This window comes from Ruegeria arenilitoris, from assembly GCF_013030265.1.
GTDB classification, from domain to species: Bacteria; Pseudomonadota; Alphaproteobacteria; order Rhodobacterales; family Rhodobacteraceae; genus Ruegeria; species Ruegeria arenilitoris_E.
Genome location: NZ_WPZQ01000005.1, coordinates 151,002 through 176,832, shown reverse-complemented (window position 1 = coordinate 176,832; position 25,831 = coordinate 151,002). Strand labels below are relative to the sequence as shown.

Below are 25,831 nucleotides of genomic sequence, written 5' to 3'. Positions count from 1 at the left end.
GGCGCTCTCCTTGACCCCTTGAAGCTCGCCGAATTGGCAAACAGTCCACCTGTCCTAGCCATCCGCATCGTTCCGTGAAGTGCGAACATGTTGCTACCTGCGAGGTAAACAGAGTAAGAGCCGTTGATCGCACACGGTAACTCACCGGTTTTAAAAGCTTTTAGTATTGGGGCTCTGACGAGTGACAATTTCGGAACAGGACATCCGCGAACAGCTTTCGCGCTTACTGAAGCACCCGGATTTTGCCGCGACACCGCAACGCCGGGCATTCCTGACCTATGTTGTCGATGAGTATTTGGCGGGGCGCGCGGATCAGATCAAAGGCGTTTCGATCGCCATGTCGGTCTTTGACCGCGACGCAAGTTTCGACCAGCAGGTCGATCCGGTTGTCCGGCTCGAGGCGCGCCGGTTGCGTCAGGATATTGACGGCTATTATGCGGGCCCGGGACGGAATGACCCGATCCGGCTGTCGATCCCAAAGGGTGGATATTCCCCCCGATTTGAGCGCGTGGAAATCGTAGAACCCCATTCGCAGGATGATCCGAACACGAGCGTCGAACCCGAACAGCGTTTTCGCTGGCCATATCTCGTCGCAAGTTTCGGGCTGCTGCTCGGTTTGATATTGTTTGCAGTGGTTCAGAACACTCTGGCGACCGGGCGCGATCCGGAATTGCCCAACGGACCGGTCATCGCTGTTCTTCCCTTCACATCACCAGATGATGCTCAGGAAACGCTTGCAGATGGTATTACGCAACAGCTGACCACCGAACTGGTTCGGTTTCGCGATCTCTGGATATTGCCGCTGGGTACTGTCAGCCGGTATCGCCAGCAGGAGATGGACCCGCAACAGTTGCGGGACGAGTTCGGGACGGATTTCGCGCTGGAAGGGTCAGTGTTGGAAACCGGAGACCAAGTCACCCTCTCAGCGCGTCTGATCGATTTGAATGAGGGGCGCTATTCCTGGGTGCGCTCCTACACGGTCGGGCAGTCCCCGGGCGAGATCTATGCGGCTCAGGATCAGATTGTTCGGGATGTGACTGGTCAGCTGGCCGGAAAGTATGGGTTGTTGACGCAGGGCGCGATGCAAACCGCTGCACGTACGCCGCCGGGAAATCGCGATGCCTATGATTGTGTGCTGGATTACTACAGCTATCAGATCACCATCAATCTTGAGCGGCACGGCGACGTACTGGCCTGCATTCAGAATGCGGTGAAACAAGACCCCGGTTATGCCGAAGCCTGGGCTGTGTTATCGAACCTTTATCTGCAGCAGATCCGGTTCAACCTTGGGGGGGATCGAGCTGAAATTCTTGCGTCAGCGGATATGGCTGCGCGCAAGGCGATTCAGTCGGATCCCAATCTGGCCGCGGGTCATCTGATGTTGGCGAACATGCGATTTGTCACGGGTGATATCGAAGGGTTCAAACAGGCCGGTCAGGCAGCGGTTGCGCTCAATCCCAACGACGCGGCTGTTCTGGCCCATTACGGGATGCGGCTGGCGTTTGGGAATGACTGGGATGAGGGGCTGGCCATTGTTGATCGGGCCATTGCGCTGAACCCCGTACATCCACACTGGTATCATTTTCCACGCGTGTTCTATCTGTTCGATCAAGGTGAGTACGAAGATGCTCTGACCGTACTCGACCGGATCGATATGCCCGGATTTTTCTGGACACATCTCTGGCGCGCGGCCCTGAGTGTCGAGGCCGGGGACCAGCAGCAAGCTAAGACTGCTTTGGACAGATTACTGGAACTGCAGCCGGACATCGCGGCCAAAGCACCTGACATTTTTTCGATCTGGCAGCTGGATGAACCATTCAAACGCAAGCTGATGGATAGCCTGAACAGCGCCGGATTGGGCAGCTGACCCTAGTAGTCCGCCACCAGCAGAAAATCGGGTTCGGCATCCTCTTCGATGTTGGCGAAACGAGGTATCGGAGCTTCGAACACGTTGTCGGTGCGGTCATCGTTGACGGTTGAAACTTCGCCGATCAGACAATCGCCCTGTTCCGCCCAAAAGGCGTGCCAGATACCGGGCATCAATGTCACGCTTTGACCGGGTTTCAGGCGCAGATGCTCTCCGGGCTGGATGGTCACCGGGCAGGCATCACTTGGCACAACCACGGGATTGTCGCGATCAATCCCACCTTTCGCGTCAGATGCGTAGATCTCCATCACGAGATCGCCGCCACCACGGTTGATGATATCTTCGGCTTTGACGATGTGACGGTGCATGGGCGACAGCTGGTTTTCGCGCGAAATCAGCAGTTTTTCGGCATAAAGCATACCGCGGCCTTCGCTGAGGTCTTTCTCATTGCCGTTGCGCAGGGTGAACAGAAACAGACCCAGTTCGTCGAACTTTCCCTGCCCGTAATCCGTGATATCCCAGCCAAGGCTGCGTTCGCGAATTCCGGCGGCCTGTTCGCTGCGCATCAGATCCGGCGACCAGTCTGCAAATGGCGGCAGGACTGCGCCAAAGGAGTGGATGAAAGCCTGTGCCTCGGCCTTGATGCGATTGATCTCGGATCGTTTCATTTCTGGTCTCGTCTTTATCAGAGCTCGTGCGCCCATGGCGGGTTTGCCCCGGCGCGAGATACGGTGATTGCTGCCACTTCGGCCCCAAGGGTGAGCGCGGCATTCAGGTCTGCCGGCTTCATAGCCCGCAAACCTGCTTTGGTCAGATGGCCCGAGCGGTCCAGCTCGGCCAGAACACCAGCGTTGAATGTGTCGCCGGCACCAACCGTGTCTACAACTTGAACCGCCTTTACAGAAACCGATGTTTCCGATCCATCGGCCAGATAGCCTGATGCGCCTTCGCTGCCACGGGTGACGATAACCACCGCTGGTCCGGCCTGCAGCAATAGTGGAACTTTCTCGTTCAGGCTTTCAGGGCCGGGTATGATCCAGTCCAGATCCTCATCAGACACCTTCACGATGTCAGCTTGTGCGATCATGGCGTTCAGCCGGGTGCGATAGCGGGTTTGATCCTTGATGAAACCCGGTCGGATATTCGGGTCCAGCATGACAGCACGCTCTGACCCATGTCGCTGCAGCAAAGACGCATAAGCATCGGCGCAGGGTTCACAGGCCAGACTAATCCCCCCAAAATAGAGTGCAGAGACCGCTGGCAATTGATCGGGCATATCATCAGGTCGCAGCATCCGCCCGGCGGTGTTTTCATCAACAAAATTATAGCGTGCCTGACCATCCTGTAGCTGCACAAACGCCAATGTCGTTGGCCGATCTGAGCGAATTACATGGCTCGTATCCACGTGGCTTGTCTGCAAAGCTTCTGCCAGTTGAGTGCCGAACATGTCCGTGGAAAGACCGGTCAGCATTCCGGTCGGCACACCCAAACGCCCCAACGCGATGGCAGTATTGAAGATGGCACCGCCCGAATGAGGCACAAAGCCTTGTTCGCCTGAAACCGTAGGTGCGGCGATCATGTCGATCAGGGCTTCACCGCAGCATAAGATCATGCCGGGCTCCTTTGATTCTATTGGGTTTCAGGTGACGAGTTTAGTGTGCGAGCGCATTTTTACAGAAATTGTTAGCGCCAACAATGCCAAATTCGTCTTGCTCTGAAACGTAAAGGTTCATCGAACGCCTCAGATCATCGAACCGTCCGCCCGCGTTGAAGGCTGCCAGAAAGTCATCCTGAAACAGCCAGCGGTTTTTCTCAGCAACGCCGCCAACAAGAAATACACCCCCGGCGGGCACAAGTGCGACCGCAAGATCCCCCATAATCGCGCCAAGGTGGGTGGTAAACATATGTGCCGCCCGGACCGCATATTCATCCGATCCCTCCCGGGCATCGTGCAGAATATCCTTGGCATTTCGCAAGCTCTCTTTGGCCTTGCCACCAGCCATCGTGACAGCCTGATACAGGATTGGCAGTCCGGTTCCGCTCAGGAACATTTCAGCCTCAAGCGTCAGGCTGTCGTCAAAGAAACACTCCGGGGCGATCTGCCGGGCGGCTTCAAAGATCTCGACCTCATCACGATGCCGGGGGGAAAGCCCCATATGACCACCTTCGCCGGAAACGGTGTGATAGTGCCCTTCAGAATAGAGTAGCGCCCCGACCCCAAGCCCGGTGCCGGGGCCGACGACCAGTCGCGTGCCTTTGGGTGGGGTGGCTTCACCCTGCAAAACCTCGACATCCGCGGCGGTGATTTCTGCTACCGACCATGCAGCGGCGGTGAAGTCGTTGATGACGTAAGTATGTTGAGCGCCCGTTGCCTTGGCCAGTTCATCCTCTGACAAATCCAGATGGGCGTTGGTCAAGCGGATGGTTCCGTTCTTCACCGGTCCGGCCCCGGCAGCGACAACAGCGCGTGGATCGGTGCCAATCTCATCACGCAAATCATGTAGTGCTGCCAGCAAATCGGGCAGCTTTCCGGTCGGGTATTTCCGCAGGTCGGTAAGCTGGCCATTGGAGACAACGCCAAGCCTTGTATTGGTTCCGCCGATGTCGGCGACCAGGTTCCAGTGTTCATGCATGGCGCCCGCCGGCTGAGACAACGGCAGGGAAACGGGCTGTACTTTTGTGAGTACGGTTTTCAGGTTTTCAGGATCTGCCATCGGCCCAAGAAAGCAACCTTTGATCGGGTGGTTTTGCTTCACAGCTCCCAGCATAGCGTTCAGATGTTGAGACAGGCTATCGGAACGCTGACCCGTGGGATTCGTTGCATTGTCGTCGGTAAGATAGATCGGCAGATCACCTGTGTAATCCTTGCGGATTCTGGTCAGGACCTGTGACAGTGCACCGGAAATGTCTTTGTCGGTATGTATGGCCGTATCCGATGAAGTAGTCTGATTCTGAGCGCCAAAGGTCAGCCCATACCAATCGATCGGAGTACCAATCGTTTCCAGGTCGTTTTGCCAACCTGAAGGCAAATGTGGCTCCAACTCTTCCAGCACGGATTCGGGATAAGCCCTGTGGAACACGCCACCCAGAATGAAACGTTTGCAGAATTCGTTGCTGAAAAGAGCAGTCGGTGCTGTTTCTGAAGGGTCAACCGACGCATTGATCCAATCTATATCGAACATGGCACCCAGATTGGACATGCCCAAACCGCGCATCGCCTGAATAGCGCACCCATGCGCCAGCAACACATGGTGCATGGTACGTGCAGTGGCGCGTATGTCGGGATGTCCGGACGGTTTGCAGCTTTCGATATGGCTGTGCAAACTGATGTACTCAGGCTCGTCGATTGGGGCAACGCTGTACATACGATCCCCGATCCGACCCATGATCACTTCGGTAAAATCAGCAAACCAGTTGGCAACATCTGGATTGCGCCAACCGCCAAGATCAGTGATGGCGAGTGGGAGGTTGCGCTGAAAGAGCGTGGCACATGGACGTACTTCGCGCTCCAACAGCGCATCTGCCAGACGGTCGTAGAAATCCAGCCCCGCCTGATTGATCCCGCCTTTGCCCTCGGGCAGCACCTGAGCCCAATTGATCGGGAACCGATAGCCATCAAACCCTGTAGACTGAACCAGATCAAATTCCTGGGATTGGTGGCCTAAGCGATCGGCAGCTCCTTCAGAGATGCTGGGGACATGATGTTCAACCGAATTGGCAGAGGCGACCACACCAAAGAGGAAATCTTTGGGAAAGTCGGTACGGGTGAGATTCATGTTCGGAACCTGTTGGGGCTGTAATGATTGCGCTACCATCTAACAGTTCAATCATCGAAACTCCAGTTCTATGAACTCTCGATCTGAAAGTGCTTTGATTTCGGATATTCTGACAAACATGCCCGTAGGAACGACATGCTTGACAAGTCGGGTTGTGATGTTTCACGCTAATTGAAACGTTTCAACGTATTCACAAGCGACAGAATGCGGATATCGGCACAGCTTTATACCGTCCGACAGATCGGCGATCTGAAAGCCCAGCTTGAGTTGGTTGCAGGCACTGGGTTTGCCGATATTGAAACGATTGGCTTTCATGATCTCAGCCCGCCTCAGATGGTCGATCAGGTTCGACAATCCGGGCTAAACGTAAGATCCGCTCATTTTGAGTGGTGGGAGTTTGAAAGCCGGTTTCAGGACATTCTCTTTCTGCTCAGGAAATTGGAATGCCATGTGGCTGTCATGCCTTGGCTGACGCCCGAGGCAAGGCCCGACACTGTTGGGGGATGGAGAGCAGTGTCGGGCCAGTTGAACATTTGGGCGGATCAACTGGCGGTCCACGGTGTCAAGCTGGCGTATCACAATCATGATTTTGATCTTGAAGACTATCAGGGTGTCACACCTCTGGATTTGATTCTTGCGCAAGGGAACATCTGGTGGCAGCCAGATATCGGCTGGTTGGTTGCGGCGGGGCTGGATCCGGCTGCAGCGATCAAGCGTTACGGTGATCGCATCATTTCCGTACATGCCAAGGATTTTGATCCGCTGGCCGGGCAGGGGGACGAATGCTGGCGCGATCTTGGACAAGGTGTCGTGGACTGGCCTGCCGTGCTGGCTGCGCTTGGCAACACTGGCTGCACTGACCTGTTTGTAGAGCATGATGAGACGCTTGATCATCAGCGTACGATGGAAACCGGCCGTCGGTTTCTGACTGACCAGCTTTGTGAGGGCGTGTAATGGCCCGCGCAACGATCAAGTCGATTGCCAAACACACCGGATACTCTGTCGGTACAGTGTCAAACGCACTTCGCGGCACAGACTCCGTCAAACGCGAAACACGTGAAGAGATTCAACGGGTCGCCAAGGAGCTTGGTTATCGTGTCAATCTGGATGGCCTGAAGCTGCGTACCAAGAAATCCTATCGCATCGCCGTTTTGGTAGGCGTCTCGGCAGATGTACCTGAGGAATGGGAGGGGGTGGAATTCACTCGCATCCTTGCAGGGATTTCGAATGCGTTGCGTGGATCGATGTATGAGCTCAGCGTGTTCAGCGTGGCTGATATCGATGGGTCGATGAAGACACTGCAATCCATCGTTCACGAGGGGCTGGCCGATGGGGTGATCTTTTCCGGCACTCGCCGGAATGATCCTCGTATCGCTTACTTACAGGAACAGGATTTCCCCTTTGTCACCTATGGTATGAGCGACAGTTCCCAGCCCCACCCTTATGTGGATTTTGACAGTCAGGCAGCGGCGTTTGATGCGACGGAGCGTTTGTTGAAACTCGGTCACCACCGCATTGCCCTTATCAATCCGCCGCAAGAGCTGATCTATGCTGCACAGCGGGAGCAGGGATATTCAGACGCCTTGTCCGCTGCGGGAGTGTCTCAGGATCCTGCGCTTGTTTTCAGTGGCCCAACAACGGCAAAAACCGGCCAGCAGGGCTTCATATCCCTGATGAAGATGCCGGATCGTCCAACCGCCATCATCTGCGCGAATGAGGCGATGACCCTTGGTGTGTTGTCGGCTGCCTCTGATACCGGCATTCGGGTCGGGCGCGATATTGTTGTAATCTCAACCGACGATCTTCAACTCAGCCGCTATTTCGTGCCACCGCCCAGCACCTATTACGTACCGATTTCTGAGACCAGCCACCTGCTGGGTGAATTCATGCTTAAATCCCTGGACGGTGTTGATCCGTCCGAGATCCAAAAAAAGATCAGGGCCACCTTAATCGAGCGGCAACCTGACACCCCGGCGCCGGAAGCGGCGTAAACCACAGACCAACAAAGGAGAAACCGGACATGTTCAAGAAACTGCTTGCTGCCGCAACGCTAGCCGCGATGACAGCGCCTGCGGCCTTTGCCGCCGATCTGGAGGGGCGTGTGCTCAAGATCGGAACGGACGCCACTTACCCGCCGATGGAAACCGTTGATGAAACAACGGGGCAGATCGTGGGCTTTGACGTGGATGTGATGAATGCGATCTGTGAAAAGGTCAATTGCGTCCCGAACTTCGTCAACACCGCCTGGGACGGCATCTTTGCCGCGCTTCAGCAGGGCGAGTTCGATCTGGTGATCTCAGGCGTGTCGATCACGCCGGAACGCGAAGAAACCATGGATTTTTCCGAGCCTTATATCGTGGTCAGCCAGGCGATCCTGCTGCAGGTCGACAATGCCGATATGACACTGGATGACTTCAAGGCTGGCGGTCAGAAACTGGCGGCTCAAACTGGCACCACGAACGCGCAACTGGCCGAAGAACTGGTAGGGCGTGAAAATGTCAGTCTCTATGACAACTTCTCGGCCGCTATTCTGGCGCTGCAGAACGCGGACGTGCAGGGCGTCATCATCGATGGAACCTCTGCCGCCGCGTATGAGCAGGAATTTGCGGGTGAATTGACCGTCGGGATCACGGGTCTGCAGTCCGACCCGCTGGGCATCGTCTTTCAGGAGGGTGATGCAACCGTTGATGCAATCAACGAAGGACTGGCGGCAATCAAAGAAGACGGAACGCTGGATGCTCTGATCGGTAAATACTGGAGCACGAACTGATCGGATAAAGCTTCCATAGGCTCCGGCGGCCGCAGTCGCCGGAGCTCTGTCCCAGCGGAGAGAATTCATGTCGCGCCTAAGCCGGATTCGCCCGAGCAACCTTGTATTGCTCGCTGCAGCCCCGTTCATCATCTACCTGTTTGCCACGTCGTCAAAGTACCTGAGATCGCTGATCGCGATTCTAGGGATAGGCAACAACGCAGGGCCAATCTTTATCGGGTTTCTGTTGATGCTGACTGTGGCGGTGCTGGGCTATCTGTGTGCCCGAAATGCTCGTTTCGCGACCGCACCAAACTGGCTGCGAATTGCGGCTTTGGCCGCGCTACCAGCAGCGCTGGGACTGGCCGTTCTGGCACTTGTTGCGCCTCAGGTGTTGATGCCCTTTGCGGAATCCGTGTTCTTTCATGCACTCAGCGAAAACACCTCGACCCTTATTGATCGGACAAATCAGACCTGGGTTCTGTTCCCGGAAGTGGTCGGACAAGTGCAGACCGGATTGCAGGTGCTTTTGGCTGTCTACGCGATCGTCATTGCCTTGTGCCTCGCGTCCGGCCGATTACGCAATCCGCTAAGGGGTCGCGTTACGTTGGGGTTCGAAATTCTGACCGGCGCAGCACTGTTCTACATGCTGTTCATGGCGCATTGGCAGTTTGCCACCGGCGTCGCCATTACGTTTCGTGCCGCAATTTTTGCGTATATCTTTGCCGCGATCCTTGGTTTGATCTGGGTGGGGCTACAGTCGTTCAAACCAAAGGCACGAACAACCGTGACCTATGGTTCGATCAGTCTGGCGTTGCTGGCAATCTCGGCTTTTTTCTTCATGCAGCCGCAGGTCAGGTATGTACTGGTCGGCAGCACCGAAGCGCGTATCGCGATCGTACGTGGTACACCGCAGGCGCAGGCAGATATCATCAGGTTTGGTGAATTCGAAGGTGGCGAAGAACGGCAGTATCGCATCCGCAGCGCGACGGATCCGGCAAGTGCGTTGGAACAGATCGAAACAGTCGACAGTGTCTCAGGCGCCTTTGTCCCGGTCGAGGCGCATACGCAAGGCTACCCCGTTCTCTGGCAGACGAGCTTTCTGCCGGACAAGTATCGCAATCCGGCGCTGACTTTTGCCGTTTTTGGCTTTCTGCTGCTGACGCTTACCATTGGAGGGTCACAGCACAAGTTGCACCCGCTGGCTGTCGGGGCCGAGTTCTTTGTCGACACGATCCGGGGCATACCGATGCTGGTGATCATCCTCTATATCGGGTTGCCGCTGGCAGGTGCGGTCAAGGATGCAACCGGCGGCGGGATCGACATGACCAATATGACCCGCGGGATCATTGCGATCTCGGTCGGTTATTCTGCTTACATGGCCGAGATCTTTCGGTCCGGCATTGAGGCAATTCCCAGAGGGCAGCTTGAGGCCGGCAGCTCGCTTGGCCTGTCGCGCTGGCAGACTGCGCGGTTGATCATCCTGCCTCAGGCATTGCGCATCGTGACGCCGCCCTTGGGGAACGAATTCATAGCGATGATCAAGGATACATCGCTGCTGTCGATCCTGTCGGTCCGCGACATGACCCAGCGCATGCGTGAATTTCAGGCAGCCAGCTTTCTGCCCTTCGCACCCTTCAATACGGCGGCAATACTCTATGTCGTCATCACGCTTGGTTGCGCCAGCTTCCTGAAATGGATCGAGCGGCGCACCGCAAAGGACGAAAGATGAGCAAACTGGAACTGGGGGTTTGTTACTACCCCGAACAATGGGATCGGTCCCAATGGCGTGATGATGCGGCGCAGATGATCGCGATGGGTCTGGACTGGGTTCGGATCGCTGAATTCACCTGGGGGCTGATTGAACCAGAGCGGGGTCGTTTAGACTGGGACTGGCTGGACGAAGTGATCGATATTTTGGGCGCGGCCGGTTTGCGGGTAATGATGTCCACGCCCACCGCAGCACCGCCAAAATGGCTGATTGATGAACATCCCGAGATCCTGCCAGTTGGACCAGATGGTCGGGTTCGTGGTTTTGGTTCGCGTAGACACTATTGCTTTTCCAGCGAGATCTATCTGGAAGAAGCCTGTCGCATAGCCAGCGCATACGCCCGAAGATACGGGCAAAATCCGCACGTTCATGCGTGGCAGATCGACAATGAGTACAATGATCACGACACGGTGCTCAGCTACTCCGATGCAGCAAAGCATGGGTTCCGTCTTTGGCTTCGACAGCGTTATGGAACGATTGAGACGCTCAACCAGACATGGGGTACGGTCTTTTGGGGATCGCAGTATTCTGACTTTGATCAGATCGAACTGCCAAATGGTCTGGTCGCGAACCCGAACCCGACACATGCGCTGGATTTCGCACGGTATTCCTCTGATCGGGTTCGGCTGTTCAACAAGGCGCAGGTGGACATTCTGCGCGAATATGCGCCCGGACGGGACATCACGCACAACTTTATGGCCGGCAGTTTCGAGTTCGATCACCACGCTGTTGCCACCGATCTGGATGTTGTGGGATTTGACAGCTATCCGCTGGGAAATCTGCTGGGCTCAACCCTGTCTGATCAGGAAAAGCAGCGGTATCTGAGAACGGGTGCGCCGGATTATCAGGGCTTTCATTGCGATCTCTACCGATCGCAGGGGCGTGGTCGGATGTGGGTTCTGGAACAGCAGCCTGGGCCGGTTGATTGGGCCGAAAAGAACCCCTCGCCCGCCGACGGAATGGTGCGGCTGTGGACATGGGCAGCCTATGCCCATGGTGCACAGGCTGTGATGTTCTTTCGCTGGCGGCAGGCGAAGTTCGCTCAGGAACAGTTTCACACTGCACTTCTGCGATCTGACGGAAGTCCGGATCAGGCAGCAGAGGAACTAGCGCAGATCGTAGCGGAACGAGAGGTTATGCCACCCGCCGTTCGGACATGTGCGAAGGTGGCAATGGTGCTGGATTACACGTCAATCTGGGCCGCTGATATTCTGCCACATGATGATGCGTTTCCGAACGCGCAGATCATCCGCGAATGGTATGCGGCATTGCGCGAACTCGGCGTTGATCTGGATTTTCTGGGGCCCGAAGATGATCTATCGGATTATGCACTGGTGATCCTGCCGCAGAATATGATCGTGACATCGGATTTTGCGGCCAAACTCCAGGATTGCCAGGCGAAGCTTTTGATTGGAGCCCGGTCAGCCAGCAAGACCGAGGATATGCATACCCCGGACAACCTCGCTCCGGGTGTTCTGGCCGATCTGACCGGGGTTCGTATCAATCGAGTCGAATCATTACCAAAGTTGGCGGAGGAGGCCGTTCGTTTTGGCGACGCTGCCACGTATGATTTCATCGGATGGCGTGAAATTATTGAGACAGAACAGGAAGTTATTGCCAGGTTTGTTAGCAAGTATCGCGATGGTAGTCCTGCTGTGATCAGGTCCGAGCGGGCCACCTATCTGGCAATGGTGCCGCAAGGCAAGCTTTTGCGGATGATTCTAGAGGATGTTTTGGCGTGGGCTGGAATCGAATTCACTGTCTGCGATCCGGATTTGCGGATTACGCAGCGCGGTGATCTGAAATTTGCATTTAATTTCGGCGATGAAGATATCCGCCTGCAAACGGACCAAACACGGTCCTTTCTCGTTGGTGGAGAGGTCGTTCCCCCTTACGGCGTTTGTATTTGGCGAGGTAGCAAGGCGAAGCAGAGCGCGTCGGATGTAGGTCCAGCACGAGGCAATTTCCCGAACTGGACTTAAGAAAACCGCGAACTGTCACTTTTGGGCTGACGCGGGCGCCGCAAATCTCTACGCTGTTAAAAAAGAACAAAAACAACACAATCCAACTACGGGAGAAAACCAATGGTGAAAACCAAATCTGTTACCCGCCGCTCGGTCTTGAAGGGTGCGGGTGCTGCTGCTTTGGCAGCGCCACTTTACAGCAAGAGCGCGCTGGCTTCGTCGGGTGAAATCAACATCCTGATGTGGTCGGACTATCTGCCGCCCAGCTTTATTCAAGAGTTCGAAACTCTGACCGGTATCAAGGTGAACTACACCGGTATCGGGTCGAACGAAGAAATCATCAACAAGATGAAGGCGACCAAAGGTCAGGGCTTTGACATCGTCTCGCCGACCAACAACCGTTCGCTTCAGTGGGAACCGCTGGAACTGTTGCAGCCGTTCGACATGAACAAGGTTCCGATCGATCTGGTGAACCCTGCGATGGCCAAGATCGGCACCGACGCATGGAACTTTGGTGACAGCGGCGCGCACTGGCTGCCGCATATCTGGGGTACCGAAGGCATCGCCTATCGTACTGACCTGTGGCTGCCCGAAGGCGACGCGCCGTCCTATGGCGACGTGTGGTCGGAAGAAAACGCTGGCAAGACCATGGGCCGTGCGCACTCGATGATGCTGGGTGCGGGTCTCTACATGGAGCGCGCCGGTGAGATGGAACCGGGTTCGGTCTGGGCCGCTTATGGTGACGAAGACACCATGCGCAAGGTCTGGGGCCAGATTGCCGACTGGTGCATCGAGCGTAAGAACCGGATCAAGCTGATCTGGAACGACGCGGATACCCAGAAGAACGGTCTGCTGAACGAAGGTGTGGTTGTCGGCCAGACATGGGACGGCCCGCCGCTGGCCCTGAAATCTGCCGGTGAGCCTGTGCACTATCAGGCGCCTGTCGAAGGTGCGATGGCTTGGGTTGACGGTATCTCGATGCCGACAGGCGCGGCGAATATCGATCAGGTCTATGCCTTCATCGACTTTGCCTATCAGGCCAAACCGGCCGGTGTCGCAATCGACAGCCACGGCTATAACTCGCCAGTTCTGGGTGCCGACCAGTATTCGGGCGACACCTATAAAAAGAACTTTGCCGAAGCCTATCCGGGCGACTCGCTGGCCAACCTGAACCCATGGCCGGCCGAAGCACCCTGGTATGCTGAAACCCGGACCGAGTTCGTCAATAAGTTCAAGAGCGCCTGATCGCCTTGAAACCGGGCCCCTCGCGTAACACGCGGGGGGCTGCTACCCGTGCGCCGCCCCGGCGTAACGGACAGTTATGTGACACGGCCCTGTGCCGTGCTCCAGGGAGATACCAAAAATGAGTGCAGGGGTCGGAGTCGATCTGGAAAACCTGTGGATCCGCTTCGGTGATTTTGTCGCCGTGCGTGATGCGAACGTAAACATTAATGGGGGCGATTTCTTTTCGTTCCTTGGCCCCTCTGGCTGTGGCAAGACAACCATCCTGCGCGCCGTTTCGGGCTTTCTGGAGCCCAGCGAAGGCAATGTTCTGATCGGTGGCAACAACATGAGAGGGATCGGGCCGAACAAACGTCCGACCGCATTGATCTTTCAGAACCTTGCGTTGTTCCCGCTGATGAAGGTCTGGGAAAACATCACCTTCTCGATGGAGATCAAAGGCGCCAGCGCTGCCGAACGCCGCAAGCGTGCTGATGAGTTGCTGGACATGATCGCACTTCCGGGGCAGGGCGATAAGTTGCCCAGCGAATTGTCAGGTGGTCAGCGTCAGCGTGTGGCAATCGCCCGCGCCCTGTGCGCCGAACCCGATGTTCTGCTGCTGGACGAACCCCTGTCGGCGCTTGACCTCAAACTACGCCAGCACATGCGGACCGAGCTGCGTGAAATTCAGCAGCGTGTTGGCATTACTTTCATCTACATCACCCATGATCAGGGCGAGGCGTTGACCATGTCGGACAACATCGCCGTAATGCGGGCAGGGGTGATTGACCAGATTGCAGACGGCAAGACCATCTACAACGATCCAAACACCGCGTTTGCAGCTTCTTTCGTGGGCGAAAACAATGTGTTCCGCGGCAAGGTCAAGCAGGTCATGGGCAATGAAGCGTTGATCGCGACTAACCGTTCCGGCGATCTGGTCGCGCGGATTTCCACCGCCAACCAGGGCAAGATGAAAGAGGGTGATGACGCCATGATGTTCATCCGCCCTGAAGCCTTTGCAATTGCCTCTGACGGTGCGGCCGGAGATCACTTTGTCACCGCGCGTGTGAACCACGAGGAATTTGAAGGCAATGTCTTCAACATCTTCACCGAAGGTGAGGGCGGCAAAGAGATCAAGGTTTCGATCCCCAACCTGGGCCAGTCCTTTGAGGATCACACCGGGCAGAACATCACGCTGGAATATGAGACCCGCAACGCGGTTGTCGTTCCCGCGGGTGAACTGGCTGCGGAATAGGGAGGCCTCACAATGCCAGGCTTCCTCAAGGAGTTTTTCAATCGCAATGGCACCGGCATGGGGCTGGCGATTTTGGGCCTGGTCCTGTTCTGGACCATCGGCCTGATTATCCTGCCCCAGCTGTCGATGCTGGACTTTTCCTTCCGTCCGAACCTGCCGCCGCCAGAGATTGGTGGGCCCAAGGACGTCTATACGCTGGAGAACTACAAATACCTGATCTACGGACCCGAAGGGGGCAGTCAGTCTTATAACGCTGTCGACTTGCGGGTGTTTTTCCGGACGCTGATTGCGGCGGTCTGTGTAACGATCTTCAACCTGATCATCTGTTACCCGATCGCCTACTACCTCGGTCAGTCCAAGGGCAGCCATATCCGCATCTTTGCGATCATGCTGATCATCCCCTACTGGATCAACGAGATCCTGCGCGCCTTTGCCCTGCGGATTATCTTTGGGGAAACAGGCGTATTGAACACATTGTTCATGGGCTTAGGTATCTTTGATACTCCATTTGACTTCATCCGCAACGATATCGCGCTCTATGCGGGTCTGGGCTATGCCTACATCCTGCTGATGATCTTCCCGATGTACAACGTGATCGAAAGCCTGGATGGAAACCAGATTGAGGCCGCGCGTGATCTTGGTGCGCCCTGGTGGCGGATTCACTGGCGTGTGGTCATCCCCTACGCCAAGCCAGGCATCAGTTCGGGCTGTACGATGGTCTTCATGCTGAGCGCCGGTGCACTGGCCGCGCCACAGATTCTGGGCGGGCCCTCGTCCTTGTGGTTCACACAGCTGATCTATCAGCAGTTCAATGACAACAACGACTGGCCGCAGGGTGCTGCATACGCCATCGTTCTGCTGGTGACCTGTATCCTGTTCGTGCTGGCGATGATGCGCCTGTTCAAGGTGAACATGGGGGATATCGGGAAATGAACACTTCCTTCCTCCGCATAAGCATCTGGGTCTATCTGGCGATCTTCTTCGCCTATCTACTGGGGCCGCTGGTGATCATGTCGATCACCGCATTCAACTCGTCCGGGTTCCCAAGGATGTCGCCTTGGGAATGCCTGACCTTCCAGTGGTTCAGTGAACTGTTTCAGGATCAGCGCATCCTGAACGGTATCAAGAACTCGCTGATCATCGGTGCCGGAACAGTTGTTCTGTCGGTAGCGATGGGTCTGGCCGGGGCGCTGATGTTGACCCAGATCTGGCCCAAGTTGCGCGCGACCTACTACACGATCATCATCGCACCGATCCTGATCCCAGGTGTTGTTCTGGGTATCTCGACACTGGTGTTCTGGGATCGGATCAACCGGATGTTGGGTCTGGGTGCCGACAGCTTCTTGTCCAACGGTGTTTTCCTGACGGTGATCGGTCAGTCCACCTTTATCGCCAGCTACTGCATGCTGGTACTGGTGGCGCGTCTGCAGCGTTATGACATCGCCCTGACCGAAGCGGCGCTGGATCTTGGCGCAACTCATGCGCAGGCGTTCCGTAAGATCCTTCTGCCGTTCATGCGCCCGGCGATTGCCTCAGCTGCGGTGCTGGCGTTCCTCGCCTCGTTCGAGAACTACAACACTACCACCTTCACCTTTGGTGAGTACCCGACGCTAACGATCGAACTGGCCCAGAAGGTCCGGTACGGCATCACACCTGCGATCTCGGCGCTGGCCTTCATCATCGTGGCGTTGACTGTGTTCTTTGCACTGTTGAACGAAGCCAAGCTGAAGCGTCAGGAACTGGTGGCTGCGGCGCGCAAGAAAGCCACGGTTGAAGAACTGGCGGGCAAGATCAAGCTGCCAAGCTTTTTTGCAGGCAACATGGCTGCGGTTTTGCTGGTTGTGTTCGCGGTTGCCACGATCACCGTGGTAGGCACGGCGACGGCCTATAACCCTGCGCAGTGTATCGCCAACGTGAAAGAGCAGAAGCAACTGGAAGCCGAACAGCGCATTCAGGAACTGCGCAAGCAGCGTGAAGAGCGCCGCAAGCAACGCGAAGCCGAAGAGGCCGAGCAGGGCGATGCGCAGCAGTCGGCTCCGAAACCGTCAAATAACAGCGGCTTTGGCAACGTCTTTGCGCCGAATACGTTGGGCGGTGAAGAGGATGAAGGCGCTGCGGATACCGAAGAGCAACCTTCGGGCTCCAATAACAGCGGCTTTGGCGGGGTCTTTGATCCCAACAGCCTGCAAAACGATCAATAGGCACAAACGCCTTGCATAAACAGCGTCCCGCCCGGTCAGGTCAGTCCTGTCCGGGCGGGTTGCGTTTCAGGATGGCGACATCGCATCCACCGATGTCATGATCGTTCCACGTAACCGGTTGTGCGTTGTAATTGATCAGAAACACATGCTCTGCCGTTTCGCGCCGTCGCAATCCGGCGGGCATGGGATGCAGCGCGATGCGGGCCTCGCGCGCGGCCAGTTCAATGACGCGGTCCCACAAGGCTTCATCCGGAAAGCACCCGAGATACCAAAGGTTCCCCGAACTCATGAGCGCTGGATTTCCGTCTGAGAATGTCAGTAAATTCCGGGCTTCGCCGGACAGCCGTTCAACCCAATGCAATGCAGCGCCACCACCCTCAATTGACCGTTCACTGGTCGGGGGCAGGGTTTCGATGAGATCGACGTCGCAATCCAGACCTGAAAGACCGGGGCGACCTTGTTGCGGGATTTGAAAACCATCTGTTATCGCGCCGGTTCTTGGTCCGAGGATGACCAGTGATCCGGACGCTTCCAGACGATCTGCCAGTTCAGTGTCCAGTGAAGCCAGACCCGGCGTCAGGACCAGCTTGTACTGATCTGCCGGGATATCTGCAGCAGATACAAAATCCACTGACAGGCCGGCGCGGCGCACGGCTTTGTAGGTTGAGAAAACCAGTCTGAAGTAGTCGAACCCGGCACCCTGAGGTTGGGTGTTCCAGGCCCACTCCGAAGCATAGTCGAAGACGATCGCAACTTTTGCGACCCGCTGACGGACATCGCCGAGCTTGGTCAGGTCATCAGCCACATGCCGCGCTTCAGCCAGTGCGGGTGCTGCGCGGTTATGCGGCGTCATAAGCCCCGCGTGCATCTGTTCCTGACCGAACGGGGCCTGACGCCAGCGGAAATAGCTGACGACTTCGGCACCATGGGCAACGGCCTCAAGTGACCACAGGCGCACCATGCCGGGTAGTGGGGCAGGATTGTAGGGCGCCCAGTTCACCGGGCCCGGTTGTTGTTCCATTACCCACCATCTGCCACGCCCGACCGCACGATAGAGATCATGATGAAAGGCCTGCATATCCGGGTCGCCTTGCTGCAGATAGGCGGTTTTGTGTGCCTCGTCTGCCTCAAGCCGATCTGAAAGAAAGCCGATCGGATAGCTGTCCCATGTGGCGATATCCAGATCAGCCCCGACTTTGAAGTGATCGAAATCCAATATGCGCCCCATGTAGTTGTGCAGCAACGGGGCATTGGTCAGCGGGCGCAGTGCATTTACCTGCGCCTTGTTGAAGGCAACGACCTGATCCGAACTGAAACGACGGAAGGCCAAAACATGGGATGGGTTGGGCTCGGTTACGGTCAGGTTCGGCAGATCAATCTGGTCAAAGCTGTTGTATTCCATCGACCAAAAGACATTTCCCCATGCCTCGTTCAAGGCATCGATGGTGCCGTACTCGGACGCCAACCAGTTCCGAAATGCCTGCAGGGCAGATGCGCTGTAGCTGACGGTGGTGTCATGACAGCCATATTCGTTGTCGATCTGCCAGGCGGCGACATGCGGGTTCTGCCCGTATCGTTCTCCCATGATGCGCGCGATGCGCCAGCATTCGTCGATATAGCCCTGATGGCTGAAACAGTAGTGCCGGCGCGACCCGAATTTGCGCGGGTTACCTTGGGCATCAACGGCCAGCATGTCGGGGTGCTTGTCCAGCATCCAGCGCGGCGGTGTTGCCGTGGGTGTCCCCAGCACAACCTTCAGCCCGGCGTTCCCGAGCGTCTCAATCGCGCGGTCCAGCCAGTCGAGTTTCAGATGGCCGGGTGTGGGTTCCATCCGGCTCCAGGCAAACTCACCGATGCGAACCCATGTCAGACCTGTTTCGACCATGCGGGCAGCATCGTCGGCCCACATCGCCTCGGGCCAATGTTCGGGATAGTAGCAAACGCCAAGTTCCGGCTTCATAGGATGACTCTGTGTTCCGCCTGACCCTGCGCCACGTTTGGTGCGGCGAAGGTCATTCCGTTAGAAGGTTGTGTTTCGATTGTATGCGCATCCAAGCCCTCGCGGGCCGTTGTGCAATAAAGCGTCGTCAGGTCGTCGCCGCCAAAGCCGGGGCACGAGGCGTGTCGGGCGTCAAACTGCACGGCCTTGAGGAACTGTCCACTGGGGCTGTAGACCGCAACGCGCGATGCGCCCCATTGTGCAATCCAGATGTTTCCGTCGGCATCCACCACTGCACCGTCGGGGTTCAGGCCTTCGCTGCGAAGGTCCAGAAACACCGCGCTGTTCCCTTCGGGCCAACCGGTTTCGGGGTTCAGACCCCAACGCCTGACCTGTCTGGTCACGGTATCGCAGAAATAAGCGCAGGATTGGTCCGGCGCAAAACTGATGGCGTTCGATATGGTGATGTCCGAAACCAACTGACGCAATTCCCCACGGTAGAAACGATAGATCGCTCCGGCGCCGGTTTCGGCCTGTTTTCCCATGGTCCCGATCCAGAACCCGCCCCAGGGATCGGCGCGGCCATCGTTTGATCGGGTTGCCGGATTGTCTGCTTCCATGGGTGAGATCAGTTCTTTCTGACCATTCTCCAATCCAAACCGCCAAAGACCGGTTTCTGAGGCGACAAACAGCGTGTCCCGGTCAACCCATCCTGCGGCCGAGACATGTTCAGCAAAATCCCAGCTTTGGGGCTCATCGTCTACACGCGTCATCAGGCGCTTGTTGACGATGTCGAACCAGAAAAGCTGTTTCCGTTCGGGGTGCCACAGCGGGCCTTCGCCCAACTCGCAGGGGCGGTCGTCATAGATGACGCTCATCAGGCGGCCTCATCATAGGCGGCAACGATTTTTTGGGCATGATCAGCGATTTCATGGACATCCATACCCGGCTTGTAAAGCGCTGAACCTATACCAAACCCGTCGGCTCCGGCTTTGATCCAATCCCCGAAGTTATCCGGCCCGGCACCACCGACGGCAAAGACAAGTGTTCCTGCCGGCAATACAGGCCGCAATGCAGCCAAGCCGGTTGGGCCTGCCATCACACCGGGAAACAGTTTCAACCCGGTTGCGCCGGCCTTGAGTGCGGCAAAGGCTTCGGTCGGTGTGTAAACACCCGGCCAGCTTTGCAGGTTTAATTCAACGGATCGGTGGATCACATCCGCATCGTAATTCGGCGACACGATCAGCTTTCCACCGACATCGGCAACCGCATCGACCTGTTCCGGCGTCAGCACGGTACCCGCGCCGATCAGGGCTTTGTCACCCAATTCCCGGGCCATCGCGCCGATGCTGTCCAACGGGTCTGGTGAGTTCAAAGGGACTTCGATCCGGTCGATCCCCGCATCGATCAGGGCGTGTCCGACCGGAATGGCCTCATGCGGGCGTAAACCACGCAGGATCGCAATGATGGGTCGGCTCATGCGTGTTGCCTCGTCAGGTTTCGGGCCTGCCTCAGACCTGCCAATGTTGATTGGGTTGCGTCAGCGCTTTCGACAAAGGCACCTTGCTGTTGCAACGCATTTGAATATGCATCCGCCAGACCCCGGGCGCCAATGATTGCCAGTTGCTGCCCCAGCCAATAGGGGCGAGTGGCGGCCAGTTCGGCTCCGATCAGATAGCCTGACAGGCGTGCCCGGGCGGTATCCCCATCCTGCCCGTGCAGCAGATCGGCTGCGCGCAGGCCAAACAGGCGAGCGGCCAATTGCTCGGGTTTCGACAGCGTATCTGCAACGGCTTCGGCAAAGGCACCATCATCCCAGCCATCCGCAACCGAGTGTCGCAACACGGATTGACCGCGCAGCAGATCGAATAGCTCTCCGGTCATGAAGGTGCGAAAACTGACCACCTCGCTGGCGCTGATCTGCACCCATTTCGTATGGGTTCCGGGCAGGCAGATCACGCCGTCCCAATTTGGACGGGTTGCCAGATACCCTGCGATCTGGGTCTCTTCACCTCGCATGACATCTGCCGGATTGACCTGTTTCAGACCGGGCACAACAAAGGCCCGGATGCGCGGATCGGTATCCGGCACGCGAACTGGTCTGTTGGGCAAAGGAGCAGAGGGTACAGCCGCATACGGAGCCTCGACCCAGCCCTGCCGTGCACCCACCATGCCGCAGGCGACAATGTCGGTTGGCGAAGTACCCAACCAGCCGCCGATCAGTTCTAACAATGCCACCTGAAAGTCGCCACCCGCCACGCGGGACATGCCGTTTTCTGATTGCGCGTGATCCTGCACAGTCTCGCCTTGCATAGCCCAGGCGCGCAGGTGTGACGTTCCCCAATCGACCGCTATCCATTCTGTATTCATGGCACTACCCCGTTGTCACTACGCCGCCATCGACCACCATGCACTGACCGGTCATCGCGCGGCTGGCGTCTGAGGCCAGAAACAGCGTCGGTGCGATCATGTCCTCGGGCGTCAGATGCTCTTTCAGGCATTGGCGTTCCATATGAGCTGCCAGATCTTCGGGTGTGGCCCACATGTCCAGTTGTTTCTGTGTCAGCACCCACCCGGGCGCCAGCGCGTTGATGCGGATTTTCTGCGGCCCCAGTTCGCGGGCCAATGACCGTGTCATGCCGGTAATCCCGGCATTTGAGGTGGTGTAGATCGGATAGCCGGAATTACCCATCATGTAGCTGATCGAACTGAAGTTGATGATCGACCCGCCAGTATCCTGCATCTGCCGCGCGGCCTCCTGACAGGCAAAGTAGTAGGCCTTCAGATTCACCTCGATCATCCAGTCCCAGAACTCTGTCGTGGTCTCGGACAACCCGTGGCGTTTGTCATTGGCGGCGTTGTTGACCAGTACCTTGATTGGCCCAAAGGTTTCGGCGGCCTTGGCCATCGTCGCATGCAGCAATTCGGTATCGGTGATGTCGCCTTGCAGGAATAAGGGCTCGCGCCCGTGTTTGTCGCGCATTTCTTCAACAAAGCCGGTGGCATCAGAGCGGCCGATAAAGGCGACATTGGCGCCCTGTGCCAAAAAGCCGTCGGTCAGTGAGGCACCTACACCTGACCCACCCCCGGTGATGAAGACAGATGCGCCCTTGAGGTCGTGGAATGTGGCTGGTTGGTCCATCAGTGGCTCTCTCTGGTCACGAGGCGGGTGTCTTTGCCGACAAGGAAATCAAGGTCCGCGCCCTGATCGGCCTGCAGGACATGATCGATGTAAAGCTTGGCATATCCGCGTGTGTAATGCGGTGCGTCCGGTTCCCATGCAGCGCGGCGAGCGGTCAGCTCCGCCTCATCGACCAGCAACTCAAGCTCGCCCTTACTGGCCGAAACACGGATGCGGTCGCCGGTTTTTACCAATGCAAGTGGGCCACCTGCCTGCGCCTCGGGGCTGACATGCAGGATGACAGTACCGAATGCGGTGCCCGACATGCGCGCATCCGAGATACGGATCATGTCACGTACGCCTTCCCTCACCAGTTTGGCCGGGATCGGCATGTTGCCCACTTCGGGCATGCCCGGATAACCCTTTGGACCGCAGCCTTTGAGTACCAGAATGGTTTCTGGCGTGACCGGCAGGTCGTCGCGGTCGATATTGGCCTTCAGGTCTTCGATGTTTTCAAAGACATAGGCCTCTGCTTCGGTTTCCAACAACTCATCCGTTGCCGCAGAAGGCTTCACGATCGCGCCGTTGGGGGCGAGGTTTCCGCGCAATACACGCAGCCCAGCGGCGGGTTTTACCGGGTCATCGAAACTGTGGATCACGTCGCTGTTGAAACACTCTGCGCCTTCGTAATGGGCCGAGATATCCTTGTTCAGAACAGTTCTTGCCGGGCGCAGGAAGGATTTGAGCTCGTTCAGCACTACAGGCATACCGCCTGCATAGCAGAAATCCTCCATCAGATATTTGCCCGAGGGCATGCAATTGACGAGCAGTGGGATATCCGATCCGATTTCAAAGTCCTTGAGTGTTAGATCAACACCCACCCGGCCTGCCAGCGCCAGCAAATGAACCACCGCGTTGGTCGAGCCGCCAACAGCGGCATTGGCCAGAATGGCGTTTTCAAACGCTTCCTTGGTCAGAATGTCCGAAGGCTTCAGGTCCTCGTCCACCATCTCGACAATCCGTTTGCCGGTCAGATGCGCCAGCGCCATGCGGCGTGCATCAACAGCAGGAAGTGCGGCGTTGGTGGGCAGGCTCATGCCCATCGCTTCGACCAGCGACGCCATTGTCGACGCCGTACCCATGGTCATACAGACCCCGGCGCTGCGGGACATGCCGGATTCTGCGTTCATAAAGTCCTGAAGGGTCATCTCTCCGGCGCGCACAGCCTCAGAGAACTTCCAGACATCGGTGCCGGAGCCAATGTCCTGACCGCGATACTTGCCGTTCAGCATCGGGCCAGAACTGACCACGATCGAAGGCAGATCGACCGAGGCCGCGCCCATCAACTGTCCCGGCGTGGTCTTGTCGCAACCACCCAGCAGGACAACGCCATCAATGCCATAAGCACGGATCGATTCCTCGACATCCATTGCCAGCAGGTTGCGGAACAGCATGGCAGTCGGCTTCATCTGGGTCTCACCCAGTGACATCACCGGAAATTCGACGGGGAAACCACCCGCTTCCCAAACGCCGCGTTTGACGCCTTCGGCCAGATCGCGCAGGCCCGAGTTGCAGGGGGTCAATTCCGACCATGTGTTGCAGATGCCAATGATCGGCCGGCCATCAAAGGCGTGATCCGGAAAACCCTGATTTTTCATCCACGACCTGTGAATGAAACCATCCTTATCCAGCTTGCCGTACCAATGTTGCGAGCGGCGTTTTTTTGTCATTGTTTTCAGCCTTCTAAATTGGGGTCAGGCAGCCTTGGCGGGTTTGCACCAATCCGGCAGCCAATCGGCATGTGCCACTAGTAGATCATTTACCAGACTGCGTATTTGCCGCAGATCCAATTCAGCCGCTGTGTGGGGGTCCATCATGGCGGCGTGATAAATGTGTTCCGGGTTCTGCTCAACCAGTGCACGCACGGTCAATTCCTGCACATTTATCTGCGTGCGCATCAAGGCGATCAATTGTGGGGGAATGTCCGTCACGACGGAAGGCTGAACACCGTTGGAATCCACAAGGCAGGGGGTTTCGACAGCTGCCCCCAGCGGCAATTGTGGAACCTGACCGGTATTGGGCAGATTGCCGTATGCCACATAGGGCGTATCAGTCGTGATTGCATTCATCAGGTCGGCGGCAAATTCGTGGCTGCGGACAACCTCGATATCTCGTCCGTCGGTCAGGGTTTTGGCCTGTTCCTTCCAGCCGGCGACCTGTTCCTCGCATCGTGTTGGATATTCGTCGAGAGGGATGCTGAATTGATCGATCAGGTCCTGCCGTCCGTCTTTGATGAACCACGGCACGTATTCCGCCAGATGTTCCGAGCTTTCCGTACAGAAATACCCCAGATGGTCCATCACTTCATAGCGTACCTTGTTGGGGCAACGTGGCATCAAGAGTGGGGGTTTGGGAATGCGTCCACCGGCATATCCATGGCGCAACGAAGGGTAGAGATCACGACCGTCATGGTCCAGTCGCAGGAAAAAGGCGACGTGATTGACGCCGGCGACCTTGTACCGGATCTCATCCTTGGGCAGGTCCAGATCATGGGCCAGTTCTTCGACCGTGTTTTGTACTGAATGGCAAAGACCCACATGTTTCAGTGCAGGGAAACGTTCCGCAAGCGCCCAAGTGTTGATTGCCATTGGGTTGACGTATTGCAACAGCGTCGCGTTCGGGCAGAGCTGCATCATGTCCTGTGCCACATCCCACAGAACCGGAACGGTTCGCAGCCCGCGCATGATGCCTCCGATACCCAGTGTATCGGCGATCGTCTGGCGCAGGCCATACTGTTTGGGAATCTCGAAATCGGTCACCGTGCAGGGTTTGTAGCCACCGATCTGAAAAGCAGTGATGACGAAATCGGCCCCGTCCAGCGCGGCCCGGCGGTCGGTATGAGTTGATACGGTCGCGCCTGTTCCCACCGAGCGGATCATGGCATTTGCCACGGCCTCACTTTCAGCCAGCCGAACCGGATCGATATCCATGAGTGCGAAATGGCTGTCCGCCAAGGCGGGGGTCAGCAGCGCGTCGCCCACGATGTTCTGCATGAAGATCGTGGAGCCCGCCCCGATAAAGGTGATCTTGGTCATTTTTCAAATCTTTGGTTTGACGTCATTTTACAGCTCCGAGCGTCAGGCCCGCGATGAAGTGTTTCTGCATGAGGAAGAACATGGCCACCGGCGGCAGCGCCGCGACGATGGAACCGGCACTCATTAACTGATAAGCCGCCCTGAACTGAGCGTTGAAACTGGTGATACCTGCCGTAACAGGCTGACTTTCTGCGCCTTGCGTCAGCACCACAGCCCAGAAGTAATCGTTCCAGATGAAAGTAAAGATCAGCACGCTGAGCGCCGCAATTGCTGGCTTCATCAGTGGCAGAACCACGTACCAGAAAATGCGCCATTCGCTGATGCCTTCAACGCGCGCGGCCTCGATCAGCTCAAAGGGCAGAGCACGGATGAAGTTACGCATGAAGAGCGTGCAGAATCCGGTCTGGAACGCGATGTGGAACAGCACAAGCCCGGTTTTGGTATTGTAGAGGCCCAGCTGCAGGGTCAGGTCGCGAACGGGCACCATCAGGATCTGGAAGGGAACAAAGTTACCCGCGACGAACATGAAGAAAATCCAGAGGTTCGATTTGAACTTGTATATCCCCAGCGCAAAGCCGGTCATGCAGCTAAGCGCAACAGCGCCGATCACCGTTGGAATGGTGATCAGGAATGAGTTCAGCAGGTAACGCGGCATGTCTGAATTGAAGAAGACCTGCCCATAGTTGAATGCCCCCTCAAAGCTAGATGGCATGCCCCAATAATTGGCGTTGGTAAAGTCAGCCTCGGGCTTGACCGAAAACAGGGCAACCGCCAGCAGCGGCCCCAGCCACAGCAGCAATGCCAAAGGCAGCATGGCCTGATAGGTGATCTGCGCGGCGCGAGGTTGTTTTTCGATAGGTTTGGGAAACATC

21 protein-coding genes are annotated in these 25,831 nt (G+C 56.8%); 10 read left to right on the top strand and 11 right to left on the bottom strand.

The features are described 5' to 3' along the window. The first annotated feature begins 181 nt into the window (after nucleotides 1-181). Nucleotides 182-1,867, top strand: a complete 1,686-nt coding sequence (locus GOX61_RS10505) for a hypothetical protein (RefSeq protein WP_170333502.1) — start codon at nucleotides 182-184, stop codon at nucleotides 1,865-1,867. A gap of 2 nt (nucleotides 1,868-1,869) precedes the next feature. On the opposite strand, the gene GOX61_RS10500 is transcribed toward GOX61_RS10505, so the two are convergent. Genes GOX61_RS10500 through GOX61_RS10490 form a run of 3 tightly spaced genes read right to left on the bottom strand, consistent with a single transcriptional unit; the run spans nucleotide 1,870 to nucleotide 5,643 of the window. Next, nucleotides 1,870-2,535, bottom strand: coding sequence for a D-lyxose/D-mannose family sugar isomerase (locus GOX61_RS10500; RefSeq protein ID WP_170333500.1), 666 nt, complete (start codon nucleotides 2,533-2,535; stop codon nucleotides 1,870-1,872). Nucleotides 2,536-2,552: 17 nt separating this feature from the next. After that, entirely contained in the window at nucleotides 2,553-3,479 is a 927-nt protein-coding gene (locus tag GOX61_RS10495) for a carbohydrate kinase family protein (protein WP_170333498.1), read from the bottom strand. Nucleotides 3,480-3,519: 40 nt separating this feature from the next. Beyond that, nucleotides 3,520-5,643, bottom strand: a complete 2,124-nt coding sequence (locus tag GOX61_RS10490; protein WP_170333496.1) for a family 1 glycosylhydrolase — start codon at nucleotides 5,641-5,643, stop codon at nucleotides 3,520-3,522. A gap of 171 nt (nucleotides 5,644-5,814) precedes the next feature. Between GOX61_RS10490 and GOX61_RS10485 the strand changes: the two genes are divergently transcribed. The 9 genes from GOX61_RS10485 (at nucleotide 5,815) to GOX61_RS10445 (ending at nucleotide 16,804) form a co-directional block, all read left to right on the top strand. Continuing rightward, nucleotides 5,815-6,597, top strand: a complete 783-nt coding sequence (locus tag GOX61_RS10485; protein ID WP_170333495.1) for a sugar phosphate isomerase/epimerase family protein — start codon at nucleotides 5,815-5,817, stop codon at nucleotides 6,595-6,597. Beyond that, on the top strand, nucleotides 6,597-7,634 hold the full coding sequence (locus GOX61_RS10480; protein ID WP_170333493.1) for a LacI family DNA-binding transcriptional regulator: 1,038 nt from the start codon (nucleotides 6,597-6,599) through the stop codon (nucleotides 7,632-7,634). Before GOX61_RS10485 ends, GOX61_RS10480 begins: the two co-directional genes overlap by 1 nt. Nucleotides 7,635-7,663: 29 nt before the next feature. Further along, nucleotides 7,664-8,413: a basic amino acid ABC transporter substrate-binding protein gene (locus GOX61_RS10475; RefSeq protein ID WP_155148475.1), complete on the top strand. Its 750-nt coding sequence runs from the start codon at nucleotides 7,664-7,666 to the stop codon at nucleotides 8,411-8,413. A 67-nt stretch (nucleotides 8,414-8,480) separates the two neighbouring features. Further along, nucleotides 8,481-10,124, top strand: a complete 1,644-nt coding sequence (locus GOX61_RS10470) for an amino acid ABC transporter permease (protein ID WP_170333491.1) — start codon at nucleotides 8,481-8,483, stop codon at nucleotides 10,122-10,124. Beyond that, entirely contained in the window at nucleotides 10,121-12,145 is a 2,025-nt protein-coding gene (locus tag GOX61_RS10465; protein ID WP_254436825.1) for a beta-galactosidase, read from the top strand. The genes GOX61_RS10470 and GOX61_RS10465 overlap by 4 nt, the downstream gene beginning before the upstream one ends. Before the next feature lie 102 nt (nucleotides 12,146-12,247). Further along, on the top strand, nucleotides 12,248-13,372 hold the full coding sequence (locus GOX61_RS10460) for an extracellular solute-binding protein (protein ID WP_155148469.1): 1,125 nt from the start codon (nucleotides 12,248-12,250) through the stop codon (nucleotides 13,370-13,372). Between the two features lie 118 nt (nucleotides 13,373-13,490). After that, nucleotides 13,491-14,603 carry an ABC transporter ATP-binding protein gene (locus GOX61_RS10455; RefSeq protein WP_155148467.1) on the top strand — a complete coding sequence of 371 codons (1,113 nt, stop codon included), beginning with the start codon at nucleotides 13,491-13,493 and terminating at the stop codon, nucleotides 14,601-14,603. A gap of 12 nt (nucleotides 14,604-14,615) precedes the next feature. Beyond that, nucleotides 14,616-15,536: an ABC transporter permease gene (locus tag GOX61_RS10450; RefSeq protein ID WP_155148465.1), complete on the top strand. Its 921-nt coding sequence runs from the start codon at nucleotides 14,616-14,618 to the stop codon at nucleotides 15,534-15,536. Next, on the top strand, nucleotides 15,533-16,804 hold the full coding sequence (locus tag GOX61_RS10445) for an ABC transporter permease (protein ID WP_155148463.1): 1,272 nt from the start codon (nucleotides 15,533-15,535) through the stop codon (nucleotides 16,802-16,804). The genes GOX61_RS10450 and GOX61_RS10445 overlap by 4 nt, the downstream gene beginning before the upstream one ends. Before the next feature lie 40 nt (nucleotides 16,805-16,844). Here the strand turns inward: GOX61_RS10445 and GOX61_RS10440 are convergent, their stop codons facing one another. The 8 genes from GOX61_RS10440 to GOX61_RS10405 are packed head-to-tail and all read right to left on the bottom strand — an operon-like array spanning nucleotide 16,845 to nucleotide 25,830. Continuing rightward, nucleotides 16,845-18,764: a beta-galactosidase gene (locus GOX61_RS10440; protein WP_170333488.1), complete on the bottom strand. Its 1,920-nt coding sequence runs from the start codon at nucleotides 18,762-18,764 to the stop codon at nucleotides 16,845-16,847. After that, complete coding sequence (locus GOX61_RS10435; protein WP_170333486.1) at nucleotides 18,761-19,621, bottom strand: SMP-30/gluconolactonase/LRE family protein; 861 nt, start codon at nucleotides 19,619-19,621, stop codon at nucleotides 18,761-18,763. The genes GOX61_RS10440 and GOX61_RS10435 overlap by 4 nt, the downstream gene beginning before the upstream one ends. Further along, nucleotides 19,621-20,223 carry a 2-dehydro-3-deoxy-6-phosphogalactonate aldolase gene (locus tag GOX61_RS10430; RefSeq protein ID WP_170333484.1) on the bottom strand — a complete coding sequence of 201 codons (603 nt, stop codon included), beginning with the start codon at nucleotides 20,221-20,223 and terminating at the stop codon, nucleotides 19,621-19,623. The genes GOX61_RS10435 and GOX61_RS10430 overlap by 1 nt, the downstream gene beginning before the upstream one ends. Then, nucleotides 20,220-21,113, bottom strand: a complete 894-nt coding sequence (locus GOX61_RS10425; RefSeq protein ID WP_170333482.1) for a 2-dehydro-3-deoxygalactonokinase — start codon at nucleotides 21,111-21,113, stop codon at nucleotides 20,220-20,222. Before GOX61_RS10425 ends, GOX61_RS10430 begins: the two co-directional genes overlap by 4 nt. 4 nt (nucleotides 21,114-21,117) lie before the next feature. After that, complete coding sequence (locus tag GOX61_RS10420) at nucleotides 21,118-21,885, bottom strand: SDR family NAD(P)-dependent oxidoreductase (RefSeq protein ID WP_170333480.1); 768 nt, start codon at nucleotides 21,883-21,885, stop codon at nucleotides 21,118-21,120. After that, on the bottom strand, nucleotides 21,885-23,594 hold the full coding sequence (locus GOX61_RS10415; RefSeq protein ID WP_170333478.1) for an IlvD/Edd family dehydratase: 1,710 nt from the start codon (nucleotides 23,592-23,594) through the stop codon (nucleotides 21,885-21,887). Before GOX61_RS10415 ends, GOX61_RS10420 begins: the two co-directional genes overlap by 1 nt. Nucleotides 23,595-23,618: 24 nt before the next feature. Further along, the gene (locus GOX61_RS10410) at nucleotides 23,619-24,959 is read right to left on the bottom strand and encodes an alpha-glucosidase/alpha-galactosidase (RefSeq protein ID WP_170333475.1); all 1,341 of its coding nucleotides are present in this window, start codon (nucleotides 24,957-24,959) and stop codon (nucleotides 23,619-23,621) included. A 22-nt stretch (nucleotides 24,960-24,981) separates the two neighbouring features. After that, nucleotides 24,982-25,830 (bottom strand): carbohydrate ABC transporter permease, encoded by an 849-nt coding sequence (locus tag GOX61_RS10405; RefSeq protein WP_155148447.1) that lies wholly within the window; start codon nucleotides 25,828-25,830, stop codon nucleotides 24,982-24,984. Nucleotide 25,831 lies beyond the last annotated feature (1 nt).